The organism is Pandoraea captiosa (genome assembly GCF_902459775.1).
In the GTDB taxonomy this organism is placed as follows: Bacteria; Pseudomonadota; Gammaproteobacteria; order Burkholderiales; family Burkholderiaceae; genus Pandoraea; species Pandoraea captiosa.
Window position 1 is genome coordinate 424158 of record NZ_CABPSQ010000001.1, and the last position, 16643, is coordinate 440800.

Consider the following 16643-nt stretch of genomic DNA (forward strand, 5'->3'; position numbering starts at 1 on the left):
TTATCGCACTGTCATCGCCATCGCGTGGGACGTATGAACGAAATGAATCCTGGTGAATTTGAAGCCATGCTCGCGGCGCAGCGCATCGCGCTGGGTCGCAGCGAAGTGAACGAGGTCTCGACCGAGGCGCCAACGCTGACCAAGGCCGAACTGGCCGAGTTGCTGTTCGAGCACGTCGGTCTGAACAAGCGCGAAGCGAAGGACATGGTCGAGGCGTTTTTCGAATCGATTCGCGACGCGCTTGAATCTGGTGACAGCGTCAAGCTGTCCGGCTTCGGTAACTTCCAGTTGCGTGACAAGCCGCAACGCCCGGGCCGTAACCCGAAGACGGGCGAGGCCATTCCGATCGCTGCGCGTCGCGTCGTTACCTTCCACGCCAGCCAGAAACTCAAGTCGATGGTCGAGTCTGGCGTACTGAGCAAGTAATTCCCCGGCCGCCGCATTTTGTGGCGGCCGTTGGTTTTTCGTCCGCAATTTAACCGTCGTCCCATTCCGCTAACGCCGCGATGGATCACGTTGCCTTGCCGCCGATTCCCGCCAAGCGTTACTTCACCATCGGTGAGGTGAGCGAGCTATGTGGTGTCAAGCCGCATGTGCTGCGCTATTGGGAGCAAGAGTTCACGCAACTGCGTCCGGTCAAGCGACGTGGCAACCGGCGGTACTACCAACACCATGAAGTCCTGTTGATCCGGCGTATCCGGGAACTGCTCTATGAGCAGGGCTTCACCATCAACGGTGCCCGCAATCGTCTGGAAGCCGACACGCCGCGCGGCACTCGCGGGGCCGCCGGCGGTGCGGCCCAACGGGGCGAGGCGGCTGGCGTCGTGTCCGACGACACGGCACTCGACGTGGGCGACCTGCGCCGCCGTATCGAGTCCGTCATCGACTTGCTCAAGTCCTGAGCCTTCCTGAGCGCGGCCCCGTGGGCACCTTGCGCTGCTTTCCCAATGGCCTCTCACGATCCGCCGACTTCGGGATTCTCCTAATGCGGCGGGGGCCGAAACTTCCGTAATCCGAGATAGAGCACGCTGCGAGGCGGGCTAGCGTTCGTCTGGCCCGATGAAGTTCATACATCCGTCGGTTGAGGCAAGGCGGAACGACTTCCGGGGCCGCGGGGATTGTCTTACACTTGCCGGAAATCATGACGTCGGTCAGCGACGTCCCCTGGATCCTCCTGATAAACGGGCCAATACCGACCTTATCGCGCGCGGGCGCGAGGGCTGAAAGGATCTCGACCTATGGCGGAACCGAGCATGACGGGAGCGCGGCGCGGACGTTGGGCGACCTCCTATCGCTCCATCGTCGCAATCCTGATTTTCGGTCTCCTGATTCTGGTCCTCCTCTGGACGGCCGTGCTATGGCGCGTCTCCATCGAGCACAAGGCCATTCTTCGCGACACGGCGGCGTCGGCCTCCACGGTGTCCACCGCGCTGGAGCAACAGACGCTGCGTGCGATTCGTCAGGTCGATCAGATCACCCGTTTCGTGAAGTATGAATACGAACGCCGCCGCAGCGATTTCGATCTGAAGCAGACGCTAGCCCAGGGCATCGTGGCCGAACGTTTCATGGTGCTGGTCAGTGTGGCGGATGCCAACGGCAATATCGTCGCTGCCACGATGCCGGGCACCGCGGGCGTCAACATTGCGGATCGTGAACACTTCCGCGTGCATCTCGACGACGAGAGCGACGGGCTTTTCATCAGCCATCCGGTCTTCGGCCGGGTCTCGCGCAAGTGGGTGCTTCAGTTCAGCCGACGTCTGAACCACTCCGACGGGACCTTCGCGGGTGTGGTCGTGGTGTCTCAGGAGCCGAGTTACTTCACTTCCGATTTCTATACGAATGCCGTGCTCGGCCAGTACGGCCAGATCGCCGTGATTGCGGACGACGGAGCACTGCTCGCGCGCAGCACAGGGGCGAGCGTTGCCATCACCGGCACGGGTGAACTGCCGCCATTTAGTGCCGACCAGCGCAGCTCCGGCGTGCAGCGCGATCCGATCGATGGCGTCGAGCGCGTCGTCGCGTATCGCCATCTGAAGGACTATCCGCTCGCCGTGCAGGTCGGATTATCGCTGGACGAGGAACTGGCGGAGTACCGCCACGTAGAGCGCGTCTACCTGACGATGGCCACGTTCATTTCGGTGGCGCTGGTCGTGTTCTTCGGCCTCATTGCGTATCTTATGCAACGGCTGATCGGGCGAGATCAGCAACTCACCCGACTGATTTCGTTCGACGCACTTACCGGCTTGCCGAATCGTTACGCACTCATGGAGTCCCTGCGGCGGGCCCTGTCGAGTCCGGACCAGTTGGGAAAAGTCGCGCTCCTGCACATCGATCTGGACAACTTCAAGAGCGTGAACGACACGCTTGGCCACACGCAGGGCGACGAAATCATCCGTCAGGTCTCGGAGCGCTTCATTCCGCGCATGCCCGCCGGGGCGATGCTCGCTCGCTTTGCCGGCGACGAATTCATGGTTCTGCTCGAAGGTGACGGCGCGCCGGAGCAAGCTGAGCCGTTGGGCGAGACGCTACTCTCGGCACTCAAGGCGCCGATGGTCGCCGACGGTACGTCGTTCGCCCTGCACGCCAGTATTGGCGTGACGTTCTGGACCAAGCCGGAGGAGACGGAAGCCGACCTCATCAAGAAGGCGGATCTGGCGATGTACTCGGCGAAGGAGGCGGGCAAGAGCGTGGTGCGCGTCTACACGCAACAGATGACGCATCAGGCGCATCAGCTTGTCGTCTGGGAGCGGCAGATGGAGCAGGCGCTGGCCAACGGCGAGTTCTTTCTCGCTTACCAGCCGATTATCTCGCTCGGCAGCGATTGTGTATGCGGCATGGAGGCACTGATTCGCTGGCGTCACCCGGAGCGTGGGGTGCTTAGTGCCGGGGAATTCATTCCGTTGGCAGAGACGACCGGGCAGATCGTGGCGATCGGCGAATTCGCACTGACGCAGGCATGCCGTCAACTGGTGGCCTGGCGCGATACGCCGCTGGGTTCGCTCCGACTGGCGGTCAACGTATCGTCGGTGCAGTTCTGGCGCGGCGACATTGGCGAGCTGGTCGAGCGCCTCGTCAAGGAGTACGCCATCGAGCCTCACCGTCTCGAACTGGAAATTACCGAATCGGTGATGGTCAAGAATCCGGCGCTCGTCGAGATGAAGATCGAGCAGTTCAAGCGGGCCGGTTTGCGCATTGCGCTGGATGATTTCGGCACTGGATATTCGTCGTTGTCCTATCTGACACGGTTTCCCGTCGACACCCTGAAGGTGGATCGTTCGTTTGTCGAATCGATTCCCGATTCGTCGCGCTCATGTCTCATGATTTCGAACATCGTGAACATCGCCCGCTCGCTCGGTATCGATCTGATTGTCGAAGGTGTGGAAAACGATCGACAACTGGATTGGTTGCGGCATTTCGTACCGCTCAGTGCGCAAGGCTATCTATTTTCCCGTCCGGTGGAAATTGAACAGCTGGATTCGCTAATTGCCCGCTTTGGTATTTGCCGATAAAAAGATGCAAATAATAAACATCAAATGAAGCTAGTTAATACGTTAAATGGACATTCATAATTTATCGATTATTTGATGTTTTTCGTGCGGCGGCATCGTCGGAGTACTATAGAATCACTTCGTTCTCGCGAAGTATTCCAATCGCATGAACAGATGGCCTAATGTCCGGACCGGCAGGAGATCGGAGAGTGGACGATGGCTGTCAACAGCCTGCAATTGTCGGGGTGGACAATGGTGCGGCAGTCAGGATCCGTAGGCACGGGGCGCGACAAGCCGGGGATCGGAAACGAGGGAAAGTGTTTGACGCGCAGACCAGAATTGGCGGGCATTCGCTGGCATCACAAATGCCGGTCGCGACCAGAAGTTCTGTCCGGGGAAGTGACAGAAACGCGATTCGAAAGAGGCGAGGACTTTGCCAACGTAACAAGTGAAAAATATTAGAACGAGCGTTTGATTTTCGGATGAGGATAAGGCATTGGCTTTATGCCGCCTGTGTCTCGGTCGGCGTGCTGGTCGCCTGCTGGGTTGCCGCCGACCGCACGGCCACGTCGCTGGTGGGTGACAAGCTTGCGCAAAGTGTCGACGCGGGGCAGACGGTCGCCGATCGCGTTGCCGACGGCATGGTTCACACCATCAATACGGATCTGTCGATGGTTCGGGCGATTCCCTCGACGCTGGCTGAAGTGGATCTGCTGCGTGATGTCCTGTCAGGCGCCGGCGCTCGACCCGCCGGGCCGGAAGTGACTCAGCGAGCCAACGAATTCCTGCGCGGTGCGCAAGGCTACTTTGGTGTCGATCGCGTATGGGTGATCGACGCCAACGGCGTTTGCGTGGCGGCTAGCAATTATCGCGATGCGCCGTCGCCTGTCGGCCAGTCGGTGGCCAACATGCCCTATGTCACGCATGCGCTACTGGGCGAGCGCTTCGAGAGCTATGCCGCAGGTTGGGAGCGCCAGGCCCCCGGCCTCTACTTCAGTGCCCCCATGTACCGCGAAGGCGTACTGATCGGCGTGGTGATGACGAAGATCGGACTCACGCGCCTGCGCCATTGGGTCGGCAGCGGCGAGTCGTTCATCACGGACGGCAACGGTGTCGTCGTCATGGCCAACGACCCCCGCTTCGAAAATCGATTCATGCTCGACGGCAAGGTCGGGTCGCTCTCCGATACCGAGCGGTTCGCGCTGTATCAGCGGCACGATTTCGCACGGATGCCGATTTCGCAGTTCCAGCGTGCCCCGGGCCGCGCCAATGCCTGGGTTCCCCAGGAACTGCTCGACCGGATGTCGGAATTCAATGAGCTGCGCAAGCCGTTCATCATCACGTCGCGACCGAGTTCAAGCAACGATCTCATTGTCTACGCCGTGGAAAGCGTCGACGCCTGGGACGCGCTCACCCGTCAGCACGCGAAGGATCTGGCGCTGTGCTTTTTGCTCTATCTGGGCGGGGTCATCATCGTGACACTGGCCGGCTGGACGTACTGGCGTGAGCGCACGCAGCATCGCGAGACCCGGCAGTCGAACGAGGAACTGCGCGCGGCGAACAATCAACTCGCGTTCGAGGCGAGTTACGACGAACTGACGGGCAGTCTCACACGTCGCTACTTTTTCCACCGCTTCGAGCGGTTGCTGGAAGCCGCGCAGCGCAGGAACGAGCCGATGAGCCTCATCGTGGCCGACCTCGATCACTTCAAATCGATCAACGACACGTACGGGCACGCGATCGGCGATCAGGTGCTGTGCCGGTTCGTGCTCGTGTGTTCGTCGACACTGCGCGGCGACGACCTGATCGGCCGTATCGGCGGCGAGGAGTTTGCGATCCTGCTGCCGGGTGCCAGTGAGCGAGATGCCTTGCGGGTGGCCGATCGGATTCGTGAGCGCTGCAAGCGCGAGTCGCTCGAAGGCAGTGAACCGCCGCTGCGATTCTCGGCCAGCTTCGGCATTACCGAATGGCAGGACACGGATTCGCCGATGAACATGGTCGAGCGTGCCGACATGGCGTTGTACCGCGCCAAGCGGGCTGGACGCGATCGTTGCTGGGTGTTCTGAGGGAGCGTCCGGCGCCGCATTTCACCGCGTTACCAATGTCACGTTTGGTAACCAATCAGCGCAGCCTTTCACCGCATTTCGCGGGAACCCGCATGTCTAACGAATCAAGCAAGTGAGGCGAGACGTAACGTAGCGCGACGCAACCCAACGCGATGCAGCCCAGCGCGACGGTTCGTGCCTCACCGATTCGGTGGATGCAAAAGATTCGTGCGGGAGACTTCATCGTGAAACGCATTCTCATGCTGGCGGGCGGCGCTGCCGTCGCCATGGCGATGGCCGGCTGTGTCGCGGTGCCCTACGGGGCGCCCGCCTACGGCGGCACATATGACAACGGATACGATTACGCGCCGGGCTACTACGCGCCGGGCTATGCCGTGGCACCTGCACCGGTGGTGACGTTTGGCGTGTCGAGCGGTTACTACGGGGGCTACTATGGCGGCGGCTACGGTCGCGGGTGGCGCGGTCGTGGCCATGGGTGGGGCGGGCATCACTGACGCGTCATGCCCGTTGAGCCGCACCGGCGGTGGGGCGGACATGACGTCGTAGCAGGTGTGTCGGTCGCTTCAGGCGCAGCCCGTGAGGCCGACCCGGCGTCTTCAGAATTCCGACAGCGCGAAATCTTCCTTGGAAACGTCGCACTCCGGGCACCGCCAGTCGGCTGGCACGTCGGCCCAGCGCGTGCCGGGGGCCAGGCCGTCGTCCGGTGCGCCTTCGGCTTCGTTGTAAATCCAGCCGCAAATCAGGCAGATCCAGCTCTTGAATTCAGTCGGGGTGTCCAGCGTGGTGGTCATGATGTCGGGTCAACAGGGAAATCTTGGGCGACCCGCATTGTAAGGCACACAGACCACACCGTCCTGTTTGCGGGCTGACGGCCACGCACAAAGTTAACCCAGATCAACGGATCGGCGTCGCTAGCCGACAAGGCCGGTCCATGGCGAGACACCTTGCTGCGCGATGGCTAGGGCACGTGGCGACGATCGATGACAATCGGCGGCACGCAGACGCAAACGGAAGCAGGCAGAGGAGAGCGCGCCGGCGGTGACCGGCGCGACGGGTGTTACCAGTGGATCTGGTTCAGGAAGATCGGCGCCATCTGGGCCAGCGAATTGAGCAGGGACATGGCGGTGTCGCGATGCGAGACCTCCTTCCACAACCGGCTTTCCTTGACAACGCGGTCACGGTCTTCGGACGTCTTCACGTCAGGCTCGCGCAATCGGTTGATCAGATCGATGACGGAGGCCCGGTCGACGGTCTCCGTCACGGAGTGGCGCGCGAGCAGTTCGTCCAGATGGACGCGTTCCGCTTCCGTCACCGGCGCGCTGCTGGCGCGATTTGCGTCGGTGGGCGAGGGACTGACAGACGGCTTGTCGGACTGGGTCATACGAGACGTTCTCCTTCGCGAGGTATCGCATGTCTCCATCATAGGCCGATTCCCCGACGCTGCGAACCCTCCGGTGCACGCGATAACGGCCACGTCCCGGCGCGCCGCATCGTCGCCTGACCCGCGTTCTCGCCGTCATGCGACGGTGCCGGGACGTCATGTCAACGCCGTGACGATTTCGCACAGAAGCGGGGGCGAAACGTCAAGCGCAATAAATTTTTCCGATCCTGATGCCGAAACGGGCAATCCTCTTGACAACCTGTATTGGCGGGCATTTTGAGGGGGTACTGCCGGGTTATCCAGTGGGTTATCCACAGAAGCTGTGGGTAACTCTTGAGGGACGACGCACGTCCATTGCGACGTCGACGCCGTGCCTCTCCGGAAGCAACGTCACCGAAGCAACGGACGCAGCATGAGCAGCGCAAAGAACAGGGCGACGCCCACGGGCAGCAGTCCCGTGAAGAATGCCGGCCAGGGCGCACGACCGCGGCGTCGTGCCCCGAACGAGGAAATCAGTCCCGCACAAAGGCACAGTACGCCGACACCCCACGTAGGATTGGGGCTTTTGAGCACCCAGGCGGCGGCCGCCAGCAGGCCAATCCACGCGAGCGGGATTGCGCCCGGCGGCGGCGGCGTGACATCGACAGCGCCCGATTTGGCGTTGCGGTTGGCGGAGTGCTGAGGCTCAGGGGTGTTGGCGGACATGACGATTCTTGAAAAGACGAGGTGCATAGCGGGACCAGACGGCAACAGCGCGACGAGGCTGCAACGACACAGCAACGACACAGCAACGACACAGCAACGACACAGCAACGACGCAACCACGATGTGCCTGGGAAGCGCTGACGAAGCGGTGGCCGGTGCGGTCCGGTCTGCTACGCGAAAGCCGCAGCATAGCAAACGTGGTGGCGGGTCGCTCACGAGGTGACGCCAGGCAAGGTCCGCTTGCCTGCGTGCTGCGATAGCGCATACCCGTGTCCGGCGGGCGTGTCGACGTACCACACGGAGGTCGAATCGACGTCGCGCGTGGGCGCAAAAGCAGGCGCGGACGCGCATCGGTCGTCCAGTTCGATGTAGCGCTTACGAACGGCCTTGCCGACGACGACGCTCGATCCTTCCGCTCGGTGCTGTCCGTGTTGTCCGTGAAATTGCATTCGCCGGGGCGTGTCGCCGGGCGCCGCACGCGGGATGCCGCTCACCGCCACGCACGGCTGGTGGAACGAATCGACCGACGTCGGGCCGGGAGATGTCAGTTGCGCGTGCGTTCGGGGCGCGACGCCCAGCATGACGAGGGCAAGCGCAAATGCGAGCCTGCCCGGCCAGCCGGGGTCGTCGACATATCGAACAGGCGACGCGGCCTGACGCGTGCGACGCGACAGGGCGTGCGCCAACGCATGCGCTATGACGCGAGCAATGAGGTGCGCGATGACGTGTCTCGGCGGCATGATGGACTCCGTCGGGGCAAACGGGATGGGCGGCGTGCGCCGCATGTCCGTCTGCCTGAAGCCAGTATCGTGCCGGAATCGCTAAGTGGATGATTTTGCGGGAATCGTGGGCGGCTTGAAGGCGTGCGGCGCCACGTGTGCCGCGTCAAGTGTTGCAGTTCCGAAACGTGCGCCCGAGAATGGCCCTATACGTCGTCGAATCCCCCTGCCTTGCCAGGCCTTCACCGGGCGATGCCCAGACCTCGGAATACTGTATATAATTACAGTACTTCACTCCACGGCGAGACAAGATATCCCATGAAAGCCAATTACTCCATCGCCGACATCGAACAGGCGATCAACTACTGGACCAGCCACCAGGCCGCCGACAGCAACCTGTCGCTGTGCCCGGCTGCGCGTGCGTTGGCGAACGTCTATGGCGAGATGATCTACCGTCGGGAGACGAGCGTTGCTGCCGAAGCGCTCGACGGCGAACAGAGTCAGGCCATCGAAACGGCCCTGCATCAGATGGAATTGGGGCTGGCGCCGTGATTCAGGTCTGAACAGGGTGAGGCGTGTGGCGTCGTGCCGACCACTGTTCGAGCCACTGCTCCAGATCGCCCGCCGAGAGCGCAGGGGAGAACAGATACCCTTGGGCCACACGATAGCCCTGCGCCACCAGGAGGTCGCGCTGCGCTTCGTCTTCCACGCCTTCCGCCACCACGGTCAGATGCAGATTGCGACCGATGCTGATGATGGCATTGGTCAGCGCACGCACTGTTTCATCGCGCGTGATGTCATGCACGAAACTTCGGTCGAGCTTCAGCTCCGAGACCGGCAGACGCCGCAGATAGCCCAGACTCGAATAGCCGGTGCCGAAATCGTCCATCGACAGGCGCACGCCCATATGGTGGACTTCCTCGATGATGCGCAGTGTGCTCGGGTTGTGGTCCATCAGCACGCTCTCCGTGATCTCGATCGCCAGGCATGACGGCGGCAATTCGTGGTCGGCCAGCGCTTCGGCAATGGTGTGCGGCAGGTCGTGGTCGTGGAAGTTGGTCGGCGAGAGATTGACGGATACGTTGCCAATACCCACGCCACGCCGCCGCCAGTCCGCCAACTGGCGGCACGACTCGCGCAGCGTCCACGTGCCCAACTCGCCGATGAGGCCACATTCTTCCGCGAGCGCAATGAAGCGCGACGGCGGTACGTCGCCGTATTGCGGATGCCGCCAGCGCGTGAGTGCTTCCGCGCCGTACACCGAGTCGTCGAGCAGGTTGATCTGCGGCTGATAGAACAGCTGGAGCTTGCCAAGACGCAGGGCGTCGCGCAGCGCGGTCTCCAGTTCCAGCCGCTCCTGCGCGTGGATGTTCATGTCTTCGTTGTAGAAGCGCACACTGCCCGGGCTGGTCATCTTCGCCTGGTACATCGCCATGTCGGCGTGTTGCAGCAAGACGTCGAACTCTCTGCCGTGGTTCGGATAAAGGCTGATGCCGAAACTGCCGGACGGCACGAGCGTCACGCCATTGATCTGACATGGCGCGGTGAGGGCGCTGCGCATGCGCTCGATGGCGATGTCGAGGCGCTCGGGGTCGCACTCGGTGAGCACGGCCACGAACTCGTCCCCGGACAGTCGCGCCACGATATCCGCGCCCCGCAGCGCTCGGCGCAAACGCTGGGCGATCGTGCGCAACAGCACATCGCCCGCCTGATGGCCGAGCGAATCGTTGACCTGCTTGAAGCGATCGAGATCGATGAAGATGACGGCCATACGCGTACCCAACTCCGTCGCGCTGGCGATGGCCTGCGCCGCGAGCACGCCGAGCATGCTGCGATTGGGCAGGCCGGTGAGACTGTCCGAGAACGCGAGCTGGCGGATGCGCGTGCGCGATTCGTCGCGCTCGAAGGCGAGTTTGCACAGATGCACGCACACGTCCACGAGACGCTCGTGCAAGGCATTGGGGCCGCGCACCGTTCGGTAGTAGAAAGCGAGCACGCCGAGTACGCGTCCGTCGTTCGCGATGATCGGCATTGCCCACGACGCGGCCAGCCCGAACTTCGCGGCCATGTCGCGGAAATCGGCCCAGCGCGAATCGTTCGCCATGTCGGTGACGATCACCGGTCGCGCCAGAAATGCCGCCGTGCCGCAGGTGCCGACGCTGGGGCCGATGGCCACGCCATCCACACTCTGGTGATACTCCGCAGGCAAGCTCGGCCCGGCCTGCGGACGCAACTTGCCCTCGGCGTCCACGCGGACAACGGACGCCATGACCTCGGGGGCGATTTGCTCCAGTTCGCGACACACGAGCGTGAGCACTTCGACCAGCGGTGCGTCGCGCACCATGGCCGCCAGGGCCTTGTGTTGCAGCACTTCCTGAATCTTCGATTGCGTGATGTCGGTAAACAGCACCACGGCGTTCACCAGTTTGCCCTGCGCATCGAGAATCGGGTTCGTCACCACGGAGACCCATAGCGGCTGATGCTGTGCTGTGCGAACGAGCACTTCGCAGTGACAACTGCGGCCGTCGCGTGCGGCGACGAGGCATCCCGAGAGGGCCTGTTTGACGTCGACGGCCGAGTTGCCGTCGGCGAATTCGTCCAGCGAGGTGTCGTCAAACGGTGCGAGCGCCGATTTGCCGACGACGTCGTTCGCCGCGTAGCCGAGCATGCGCGTGAAGCCTGCGTTCACATAACGCACGCTGCCTTGTGCGTCGGTGATGAGCACCGCGTTGTCCGTTTCGTCGACACCGAGCGAGAGCAGATGCATGCGCGCGTCGTCGGCTGCCTGACGCGCCACGCGATCGGTCACGTCCACGGCAAACTTGATCACGAACGTGAGTTTGTCTGTGTCATCGAACACCGGATTGTAGGTGGCTTCGAGCCACACGACGCTGCCGTCGTGACGAAGACGCCGGACCTGGCCGGTGTGCGCGCGTCCGGTGCTCACGACCTGGGCGAGTGCGTCGCCGCAGGTGGCGTCGAGCGGGTCGCACAACATGCCATGGCGCTGGCCGATCAGTTCGTCGCGCGTGTAACCGAAAACCCCCAGGAACTTGTCGTTGACGTCGACAACGGTACCGTCCGGCGTGAGCGTGAGCATGCCCAGTGAGCGATCGAGAGCGTCGAGCAGCGCGTCGCGCCCGGGAGCCGATGCGGCGCCTGTGGCGGACGGTGAACCGGGCACGACCATCGGGAGGGCCTCCTCGGACGTCCTGCGAACATTGTCGGGTGTGACTGGGGCTGACACGCCAAAATCGCTTTCAAGTATAGCGACCTGCGCAGGCAGGCCCACATGGGAGAAATCGGGAGCGCGTCGCAACGATAGCGCACTTCCGGGCGGTCGGACGGTCTCGGGAAAAGCGGTCGCCTGACGGTATTGAGTGAGGAGGGGCGGTGGCCTTCGCTGCCTTTGTTTTTTGAATCAAGCCGCTTTGACGCGAATGCGAACGCCACCCACGGCGACGGTCTGGCCTGCGCGGATCTTGCAGGTTTTGCGCGTCTCCAACTGGCCGTCGACTGTGACTTCGCCGTTGGCCACCAGCACCTTGCCCGCACCGCCGGAATCGACAACGCCGGTGAGCTTGAGCAGGTCGTTCAGGGCGACGAATTCGCCCGTCAGTTCAAAAGTTACGTTTTGCATAGTGGAGCGGATACTACGTAAAAAGCCGATGCGCGTCGACTGCCGTGATGTGCGCCGCCGAATCGGTGAGCCGCCCGGTCTCAGCCGTCGATCACGTGTTCGAGACGACGATCCGGGATCAGCCACACGGCAGCCATGAGCGCATACAGGGCGAGCGACGCCGCCGGGAGCACGAAGGCCAGCCCGATGGCCACGGCATAAACGACCACGGATAGCTTTCCCTTGTAATCGCGCCCGAGTGCGGCCGCGAGCTTCTTGTTGCCCCCGTCGTGAACGGCCAGCAGGGCGCGCGAAAGAATGTAGTAGGCAATGGCGGCCATGCAGAGCACCACGCCGTACAGTGCCGTCGGCCAGGCGGTGAAGTGGTTGTCCCCGAGCCAGTGGGTGACGAACGGAATCAGCGACAGCCAGAACAGCAGATGCAGATTGGCCCAGAGTACGCCGCCGGATACGCGCTGCACGACCTGAAAAAGGTGGTGGTGGTTGTTCCAGTAAAGGCCGACATAGACGTAACTCAGGATGTAGGTGAGAAAGGTCGGCGCGACCGGTATCAGGTCGGCCAGTTCGCTGCCGTGAGGCGCTTTCATCTCCAGCACCATGATCGTGATGATGATGGCGATCACGCCATCGCTGAACGCTTCGAGTCGGCTTTTGCCCATGGCTTTGTGTCTTTGTCAGTACCGGATGGATGTCACAGCACGGCCACGCGGTTGCGGCCGGCCTGCTTGGCTGCGTAGAGCGCCCGATCGGCGCGTTGCAGCAGGGCGCCGAAATCGGCATCGTCCGGACTCAGGCTGCCCACCCCCACGCTGGCGGTAAAGCGCACCGGCGCGCCGACACCGTTCGGGCCGGGCACACTGGCGCCCCCGATGGCAACGAGCATGCGTTCGGCGGCTTGCACGGCGCGCTGCGCGTCGGCTTCGGGCAGCAGCACGGCGAACTCCTCCCCGCCCAGACGGCCGATCACAGTACTCTTGCGCAGCGCGGCCCGCAAGACCAATGTCAGTTCGACGATGACGCGGTCGCCGATGGCATGGCCCCACGTATCGTTGATGACTTTGAAATGGTCGATGTCGAGCATCAGGACCGACAGCCGGCGCTGCTGCGCCCGTGCGGCTGCGAACAGGCGCTCGGCCTGCATCAGGAAGGCGCGGCGATTGAGCAAGCCGGTCAGGCCATCGCGCATTGCCATATCGCCAAGCACACGGTTCACCCGGCGCAATTCGAGTTCGTCCACCACGAGCGCCGACAGGTCCGCAAGCAGATCTCGCTTTTCATTGTCGAGCTCGCGGGGACGGCGATCGATGACACACAATGTGCCCAGCCGATGGCCTTCGGGCGTGCGTAATGGCGCGCCCGCATAGAAGCGGATATTCGGATCGCCGGTCACCAGCGGGTTGTCGGCAAAGCGACGGTCGGCGCGGGCATCCGGCACGACGAGCACGTCGTCGCCGAGAATCGCGTGTGCGCAGAAGGCCATCGAACGCGGGGTCTGCGTCGCCTCGATGCCGCGCCTGGACTTGAACCACTGACGCGATTCGTCGATGAGGGAAATCAGTGAGATGGGGGCGCCCAGCACATGAGACGCGAGCCGCACGATCCGCTCGAATGCCGGTTCTGGGGGAGTGTCCAGAATTTCGTAGCGACGAAGGGCGGCGAGACGTTCGGCCTCGTTGAAACTCGCATCGGGGGTACGCGCCAGCGGCGAGCTCGGCGTACGTCGCTCGCCCGCACGGGCGTCGTTGAAGCGGGGAGAGCCGGCATCGGATGCAGTCATGTCGTGACGGTCGGGCAAGGCCCAGGGGGTGGACGACAGCAGTGCCGGTGGCGAGGACTCCGGGTGCAAGGTCGGCGACTGCACGGAATGTTCGAAAGACGCTTGATGCACTAAGCGCTGCAAAGGCGACGCCGCCGACGCTGCTGACGCCGAGCGCTCACGCAACCACGTCGACTCGCCATCGAAAACGGCGGTAACGCTGTCAATTCTGCCCCGCCCGACGCCGCTTGGCAAATTCGGCGACGCAACCCCGGACGGCCCGCCGGTAAGCCATCGGGCGAGCGCCATTTTGGCGGTGCGGGCGGCGTCGTCGACGTTGTCGGTGGCGCGAGGCGCAGGCAATGCGTGGGTCATGAATTGACGTCGGATGCAGTGTCGGATTTGACTTCGAAGGCTTCGCCCGTCTCGAAGAAGTTGCCGCCGGCAATGTAGTGCAGGCTGCGCCATTCGTGTCCGGCGTCGGGAGCCGGCTGCCAGTGTCCGTCGCGAAAGGCGCGCGAATCGGCCCAGGCCGCGACCACTTCGCCAAGGAACAGGTCGTAGCGATCCTGATTGTGGGGTTCCGGAATCACGCGGCATTCGAGCCAGGCGAGGCAGCCGTCGATCAGCGGCGCGGCGACGTGCGAGCCGGCGAAGGCACTCACACCGCTACCGTCGGCGAACTTGTCGGTCTCGCGCCCCGACACCGAGCCGACGAACAGCGTTTCACGCGCGATGGCGCGTGAAGGCACATTCAGCGAGAACTCGCCCGAGGCGTCCACCAGTTCGCGCGTGAGGGTGTTGCGGTCGATGACGACGGCGACCTTGGGCGGCGAAAAGTCCACCGGCATCGACCAGGCGGCGGCCATGACGTTGCGACGTCCGGCGTGGGCGCTGCCCACGAGCACGGTCGGGCCGTGGTTGAGCAGGCGGTAGGCTTTGGCTAATTCGACAGGCAGGCGTTCGGTCATGGCAATCGCGGGGCATCGTGGGGATCGGTCGAGCCATGATAGCGCGGTGGGTGGCGTGCCGAAAAAGGCGGCCCGCAGGGTCAGCTGCGGGCCGCAAACGGCACGGTGCGGGGAGCGCGTGCCGGATCAGATGTGGGGCCAGTATTTCATGCGTTCGTCCCAGTCCGGTCCCCGTACGGTCCCATTACGGTCACATTCGGGCCGCCCCTGGCAGACTCGATGCAAGACCCCATGCGGGCCCCCCATGAGCGCTACCCATGAGCGCTACCCATGAGGGTCACCCAGGCGAGCACTTCGTCCGTGCGCCCTATACTGATCCCGGAGACGTCGCGTCAATCGCGTCAATCGCGTCGATCGCGTCAATCGCGTCAACACAGCGCGTCTGGCCCGGGAGGATGGGATGGATAACGTATACGTCGGCACGGCGTCATGGACGGACAAGTCGTTGATCGCCTGCAAGCGCTTCTATCCGCCGGGGCACACGTCCGCCGAGGCACGGTTGCGCTTTTATGCGAGCCAGTTCCCGATGGTGGAAGTCGACAGCAGTTATTACGCGATGCCCTCGGGGTCCAATGCGCGGCTGTGGGCGGCGCGCACGCCCGATGCGTTCGTCTTCAACATCAAGGCATTTCGCCTGCTGACCGGACACCAGACGCCGCGCGTCGCCTTGCCCAAGGATCTGCAATCGGAATTGCCGCCAGGGCCGCGCGCGAATGTTTATTACAAGGACATGCCCGCGCCGCTCATCGATGAGATCTGGCGGCGCTATCTCGAAGCGATCGAGCCGCTGCGCGAAGCCGGCAAGCTCGGGCTGGTGCACTTCCAGTTTCCGCCATGGCTCAATGGCGACCGTGCGAGCCGCGCTCATGTCGAGGCCTGTGCACGACGGATGTCGGGCTATGGCATTGCCGCCGAGTTTCGGCACCGGGCGTGGTTTGAGGGAGCGCGTCGCGACGACACACTGGCGTGGTTGCGCGACATGGGCTGGGTGAACACGACCGTCGACGAGCCGCAGGGCTTCACGAACAGCATTCCGCAAATCTGGACGACAACGTCGCCCCTTGCCGCCGTTGTGCGCCTGCATGGCCGTAACCACGAAACCTGGAATGTGCGCGACAGCACTGCCGCATCCGATCGCTTCAACTACGACTATCGCGAGGCGGAGCTCGCGGCGCTGGTCGATCCGATTCGCGTGATCGCGAAGGTGGTGGCGCGCGTGTATGTGGTGTTCAACAACAATTACGAGGATCAGGGCCAGCGCAACGCGATGACCCTGATGCAACTGCTCGACCGGTGACGGGCGTCACTGTGCCGCCGCGTTCCCCGTCAGACGTCGATCGTCTCGATGACCGGTTCGCACTCGATCGGAAAGTTGACCGAGTTGGCGATGTAGCACTTCTCGTGCGCCGTGTGATGCAGATGCTCGGCCAGCGCAACGTCGCCGCCCGCACGGATCGTGACGTGAGGGCGTAGCACGATTCGGGTAAAGCGCCCCTCGGTGGCGGTGTCGATCATCGTACCGACCGCGTCGTCCCGGTACTGCTCGACGACGACGCCCGCTTCGGCGCATAGATGCAAATACCACAGCTTGTGACAGGCGCTTGCCGACGCGACGAGCAGGTCTTCCGGATTCCAGCGCGAAGCGTCGCCTCGGAAGGCCGGGTCGGCGGAGCCGGGAATCGTGGGTTTGCCGTCGACGCGAATGTCATGGTTTCGGCCGTATGTCCGATAACCCGAGGTGCCGCTGCCCTCGTTGCCAATCCACGTCACGTTGACGCGGTACTCGTGTTCGCCTGATGCCATGAGAGGTCTCCACTTGGGGCCGGCAGCCGAAGGGGAAAGAGGGATGCAAAGACGGAATGCAACGATGACGGTTGCCGCCAGGCCCACGCGCGATTGTCGCAGGTGGGCACGGCG

The 16643-nt window shown here is 63.1% G+C and carries 17 protein-coding genes; 7 read left to right on the plus strand and 10 right to left on the minus strand.

Annotation, left to right across the window (positions count from 1 at the left end; genetic code table 11):
• Positions 1-33 precede the first annotated feature (33 nt).
• From PCA31118_RS01890 to PCA31118_RS01910, 5 genes are all read left to right on the plus strand, one after another.
• On the plus strand, positions 34-426 hold the full coding sequence (locus tag PCA31118_RS01890; RefSeq protein WP_044456146.1) for an integration host factor subunit alpha: 393 nt from the start codon (positions 34-36) through the stop codon (positions 424-426).
• An 80-nt stretch (positions 427-506) separates the two neighbouring features.
• A complete protein-coding gene (locus PCA31118_RS01895) occupies positions 507-902 on the plus strand; it encodes a MerR family transcriptional regulator (RefSeq protein WP_150622446.1) in 396 nt (131 codons plus the stop codon).
• 336 nt (positions 903-1238) lie between these two features.
• Positions 1239-3509 (plus strand): bifunctional diguanylate cyclase/phosphodiesterase, encoded by a 2271-nt coding sequence (locus PCA31118_RS01900; RefSeq protein WP_246190010.1) that lies wholly within the window; start codon positions 1239-1241, stop codon positions 3507-3509.
• 461 nt (positions 3510-3970) lie between these two features.
• The gene (locus tag PCA31118_RS01905) at positions 3971-5554 is read left to right on the plus strand and encodes a sensor domain-containing diguanylate cyclase (RefSeq protein WP_150622448.1); all 1584 of its coding nucleotides are present in this window, start codon (positions 3971-3973) and stop codon (positions 5552-5554) included.
• Between the two features lie 224 nt (positions 5555-5778).
• Positions 5779-6048 (plus strand): hypothetical protein, encoded by a 270-nt coding sequence (locus PCA31118_RS01910; RefSeq protein WP_246190011.1) that lies wholly within the window; start codon positions 5779-5781, stop codon positions 6046-6048.
• Between the two features lie 102 nt (positions 6049-6150).
• Here PCA31118_RS01910 and PCA31118_RS01915 read toward each other — a convergent pair whose 3' ends face one another.
• From PCA31118_RS01915 to PCA31118_RS01930, 4 genes are all read right to left on the minus strand, one after another.
• Positions 6151-6345: a rubredoxin gene (locus PCA31118_RS01915; RefSeq protein ID WP_039397716.1), complete on the minus strand. Its 195-nt coding sequence runs from the start codon at positions 6343-6345 to the stop codon at positions 6151-6153.
• A gap of 266 nt (positions 6346-6611) precedes the next feature.
• Entirely contained in the window at positions 6612-6935 is a 324-nt protein-coding gene (locus tag PCA31118_RS01920; RefSeq protein WP_150622449.1) for a hypothetical protein, read from the minus strand.
• Between the two features lie 390 nt (positions 6936-7325).
• Positions 7326-7640 (minus strand): hypothetical protein, encoded by a 315-nt coding sequence (locus tag PCA31118_RS01925; protein WP_150622451.1) that lies wholly within the window; start codon positions 7638-7640, stop codon positions 7326-7328.
• 212 nt (positions 7641-7852) lie between these two features.
• Positions 7853-8380 (minus strand): hypothetical protein, encoded by a 528-nt coding sequence (locus PCA31118_RS01930; protein ID WP_150622453.1) that lies wholly within the window; start codon positions 8378-8380, stop codon positions 7853-7855.
• Positions 8381-8677: 297 nt separating this feature from the next.
• Between PCA31118_RS01930 and PCA31118_RS01935 the strand changes: the two genes are divergently transcribed.
• A complete protein-coding gene (locus PCA31118_RS01935) occupies positions 8678-8911 on the plus strand; it encodes a DUF3717 domain-containing protein (RefSeq protein ID WP_150622455.1) in 234 nt (77 codons plus the stop codon).
• A gap of 1 nt (position 8912) precedes the next feature.
• Here PCA31118_RS01935 and PCA31118_RS01940 read toward each other — a convergent pair whose 3' ends face one another.
• The 5 genes from PCA31118_RS01940 to PCA31118_RS01960 form a co-directional block, all read right to left on the minus strand.
• Entirely contained in the window at positions 8913-11549 is a 2637-nt protein-coding gene (locus PCA31118_RS01940; RefSeq protein WP_150622457.1) for a sensor domain-containing protein, read from the minus strand.
• 231 nt (positions 11550-11780) lie between these two features.
• Positions 11781-11999 carry an RNA-binding S4 domain-containing protein gene (locus PCA31118_RS01945; RefSeq protein ID WP_150622459.1) on the minus strand — a complete coding sequence of 73 codons (219 nt, stop codon included), beginning with the start codon at positions 11997-11999 and terminating at the stop codon, positions 11781-11783.
• A gap of 80 nt (positions 12000-12079) precedes the next feature.
• The gene (locus PCA31118_RS01950) at positions 12080-12658 is read right to left on the minus strand and encodes a TMEM175 family protein (RefSeq protein WP_150622461.1); all 579 of its coding nucleotides are present in this window, start codon (positions 12656-12658) and stop codon (positions 12080-12082) included.
• 32 nt (positions 12659-12690) lie between these two features.
• Entirely contained in the window at positions 12691-14130 is a 1440-nt protein-coding gene (locus PCA31118_RS01955; protein ID WP_246190012.1) for a GGDEF domain-containing protein, read from the minus strand.
• Positions 14127-14726: a flavin reductase family protein gene (locus PCA31118_RS01960; protein ID WP_150622463.1), complete on the minus strand. Its 600-nt coding sequence runs from the start codon at positions 14724-14726 to the stop codon at positions 14127-14129. The genes PCA31118_RS01955 and PCA31118_RS01960 overlap by 4 nt, the downstream gene beginning before the upstream one ends.
• Before the next feature lie 400 nt (positions 14727-15126).
• Between PCA31118_RS01960 and PCA31118_RS01965 the strand changes: the two genes are divergently transcribed.
• Positions 15127-16023: a DUF72 domain-containing protein gene (locus PCA31118_RS01965; RefSeq protein WP_150622465.1), complete on the plus strand. Its 897-nt coding sequence runs from the start codon at positions 15127-15129 to the stop codon at positions 16021-16023.
• A gap of 29 nt (positions 16024-16052) precedes the next feature.
• On the opposite strand, the gene PCA31118_RS01970 is transcribed toward PCA31118_RS01965, so the two are convergent.
• Complete coding sequence (locus tag PCA31118_RS01970; protein ID WP_150622467.1) at positions 16053-16529, minus strand: OsmC family protein; 477 nt, start codon at positions 16527-16529, stop codon at positions 16053-16055.
• Positions 16530-16643: the final 114 nt, after the last annotated feature.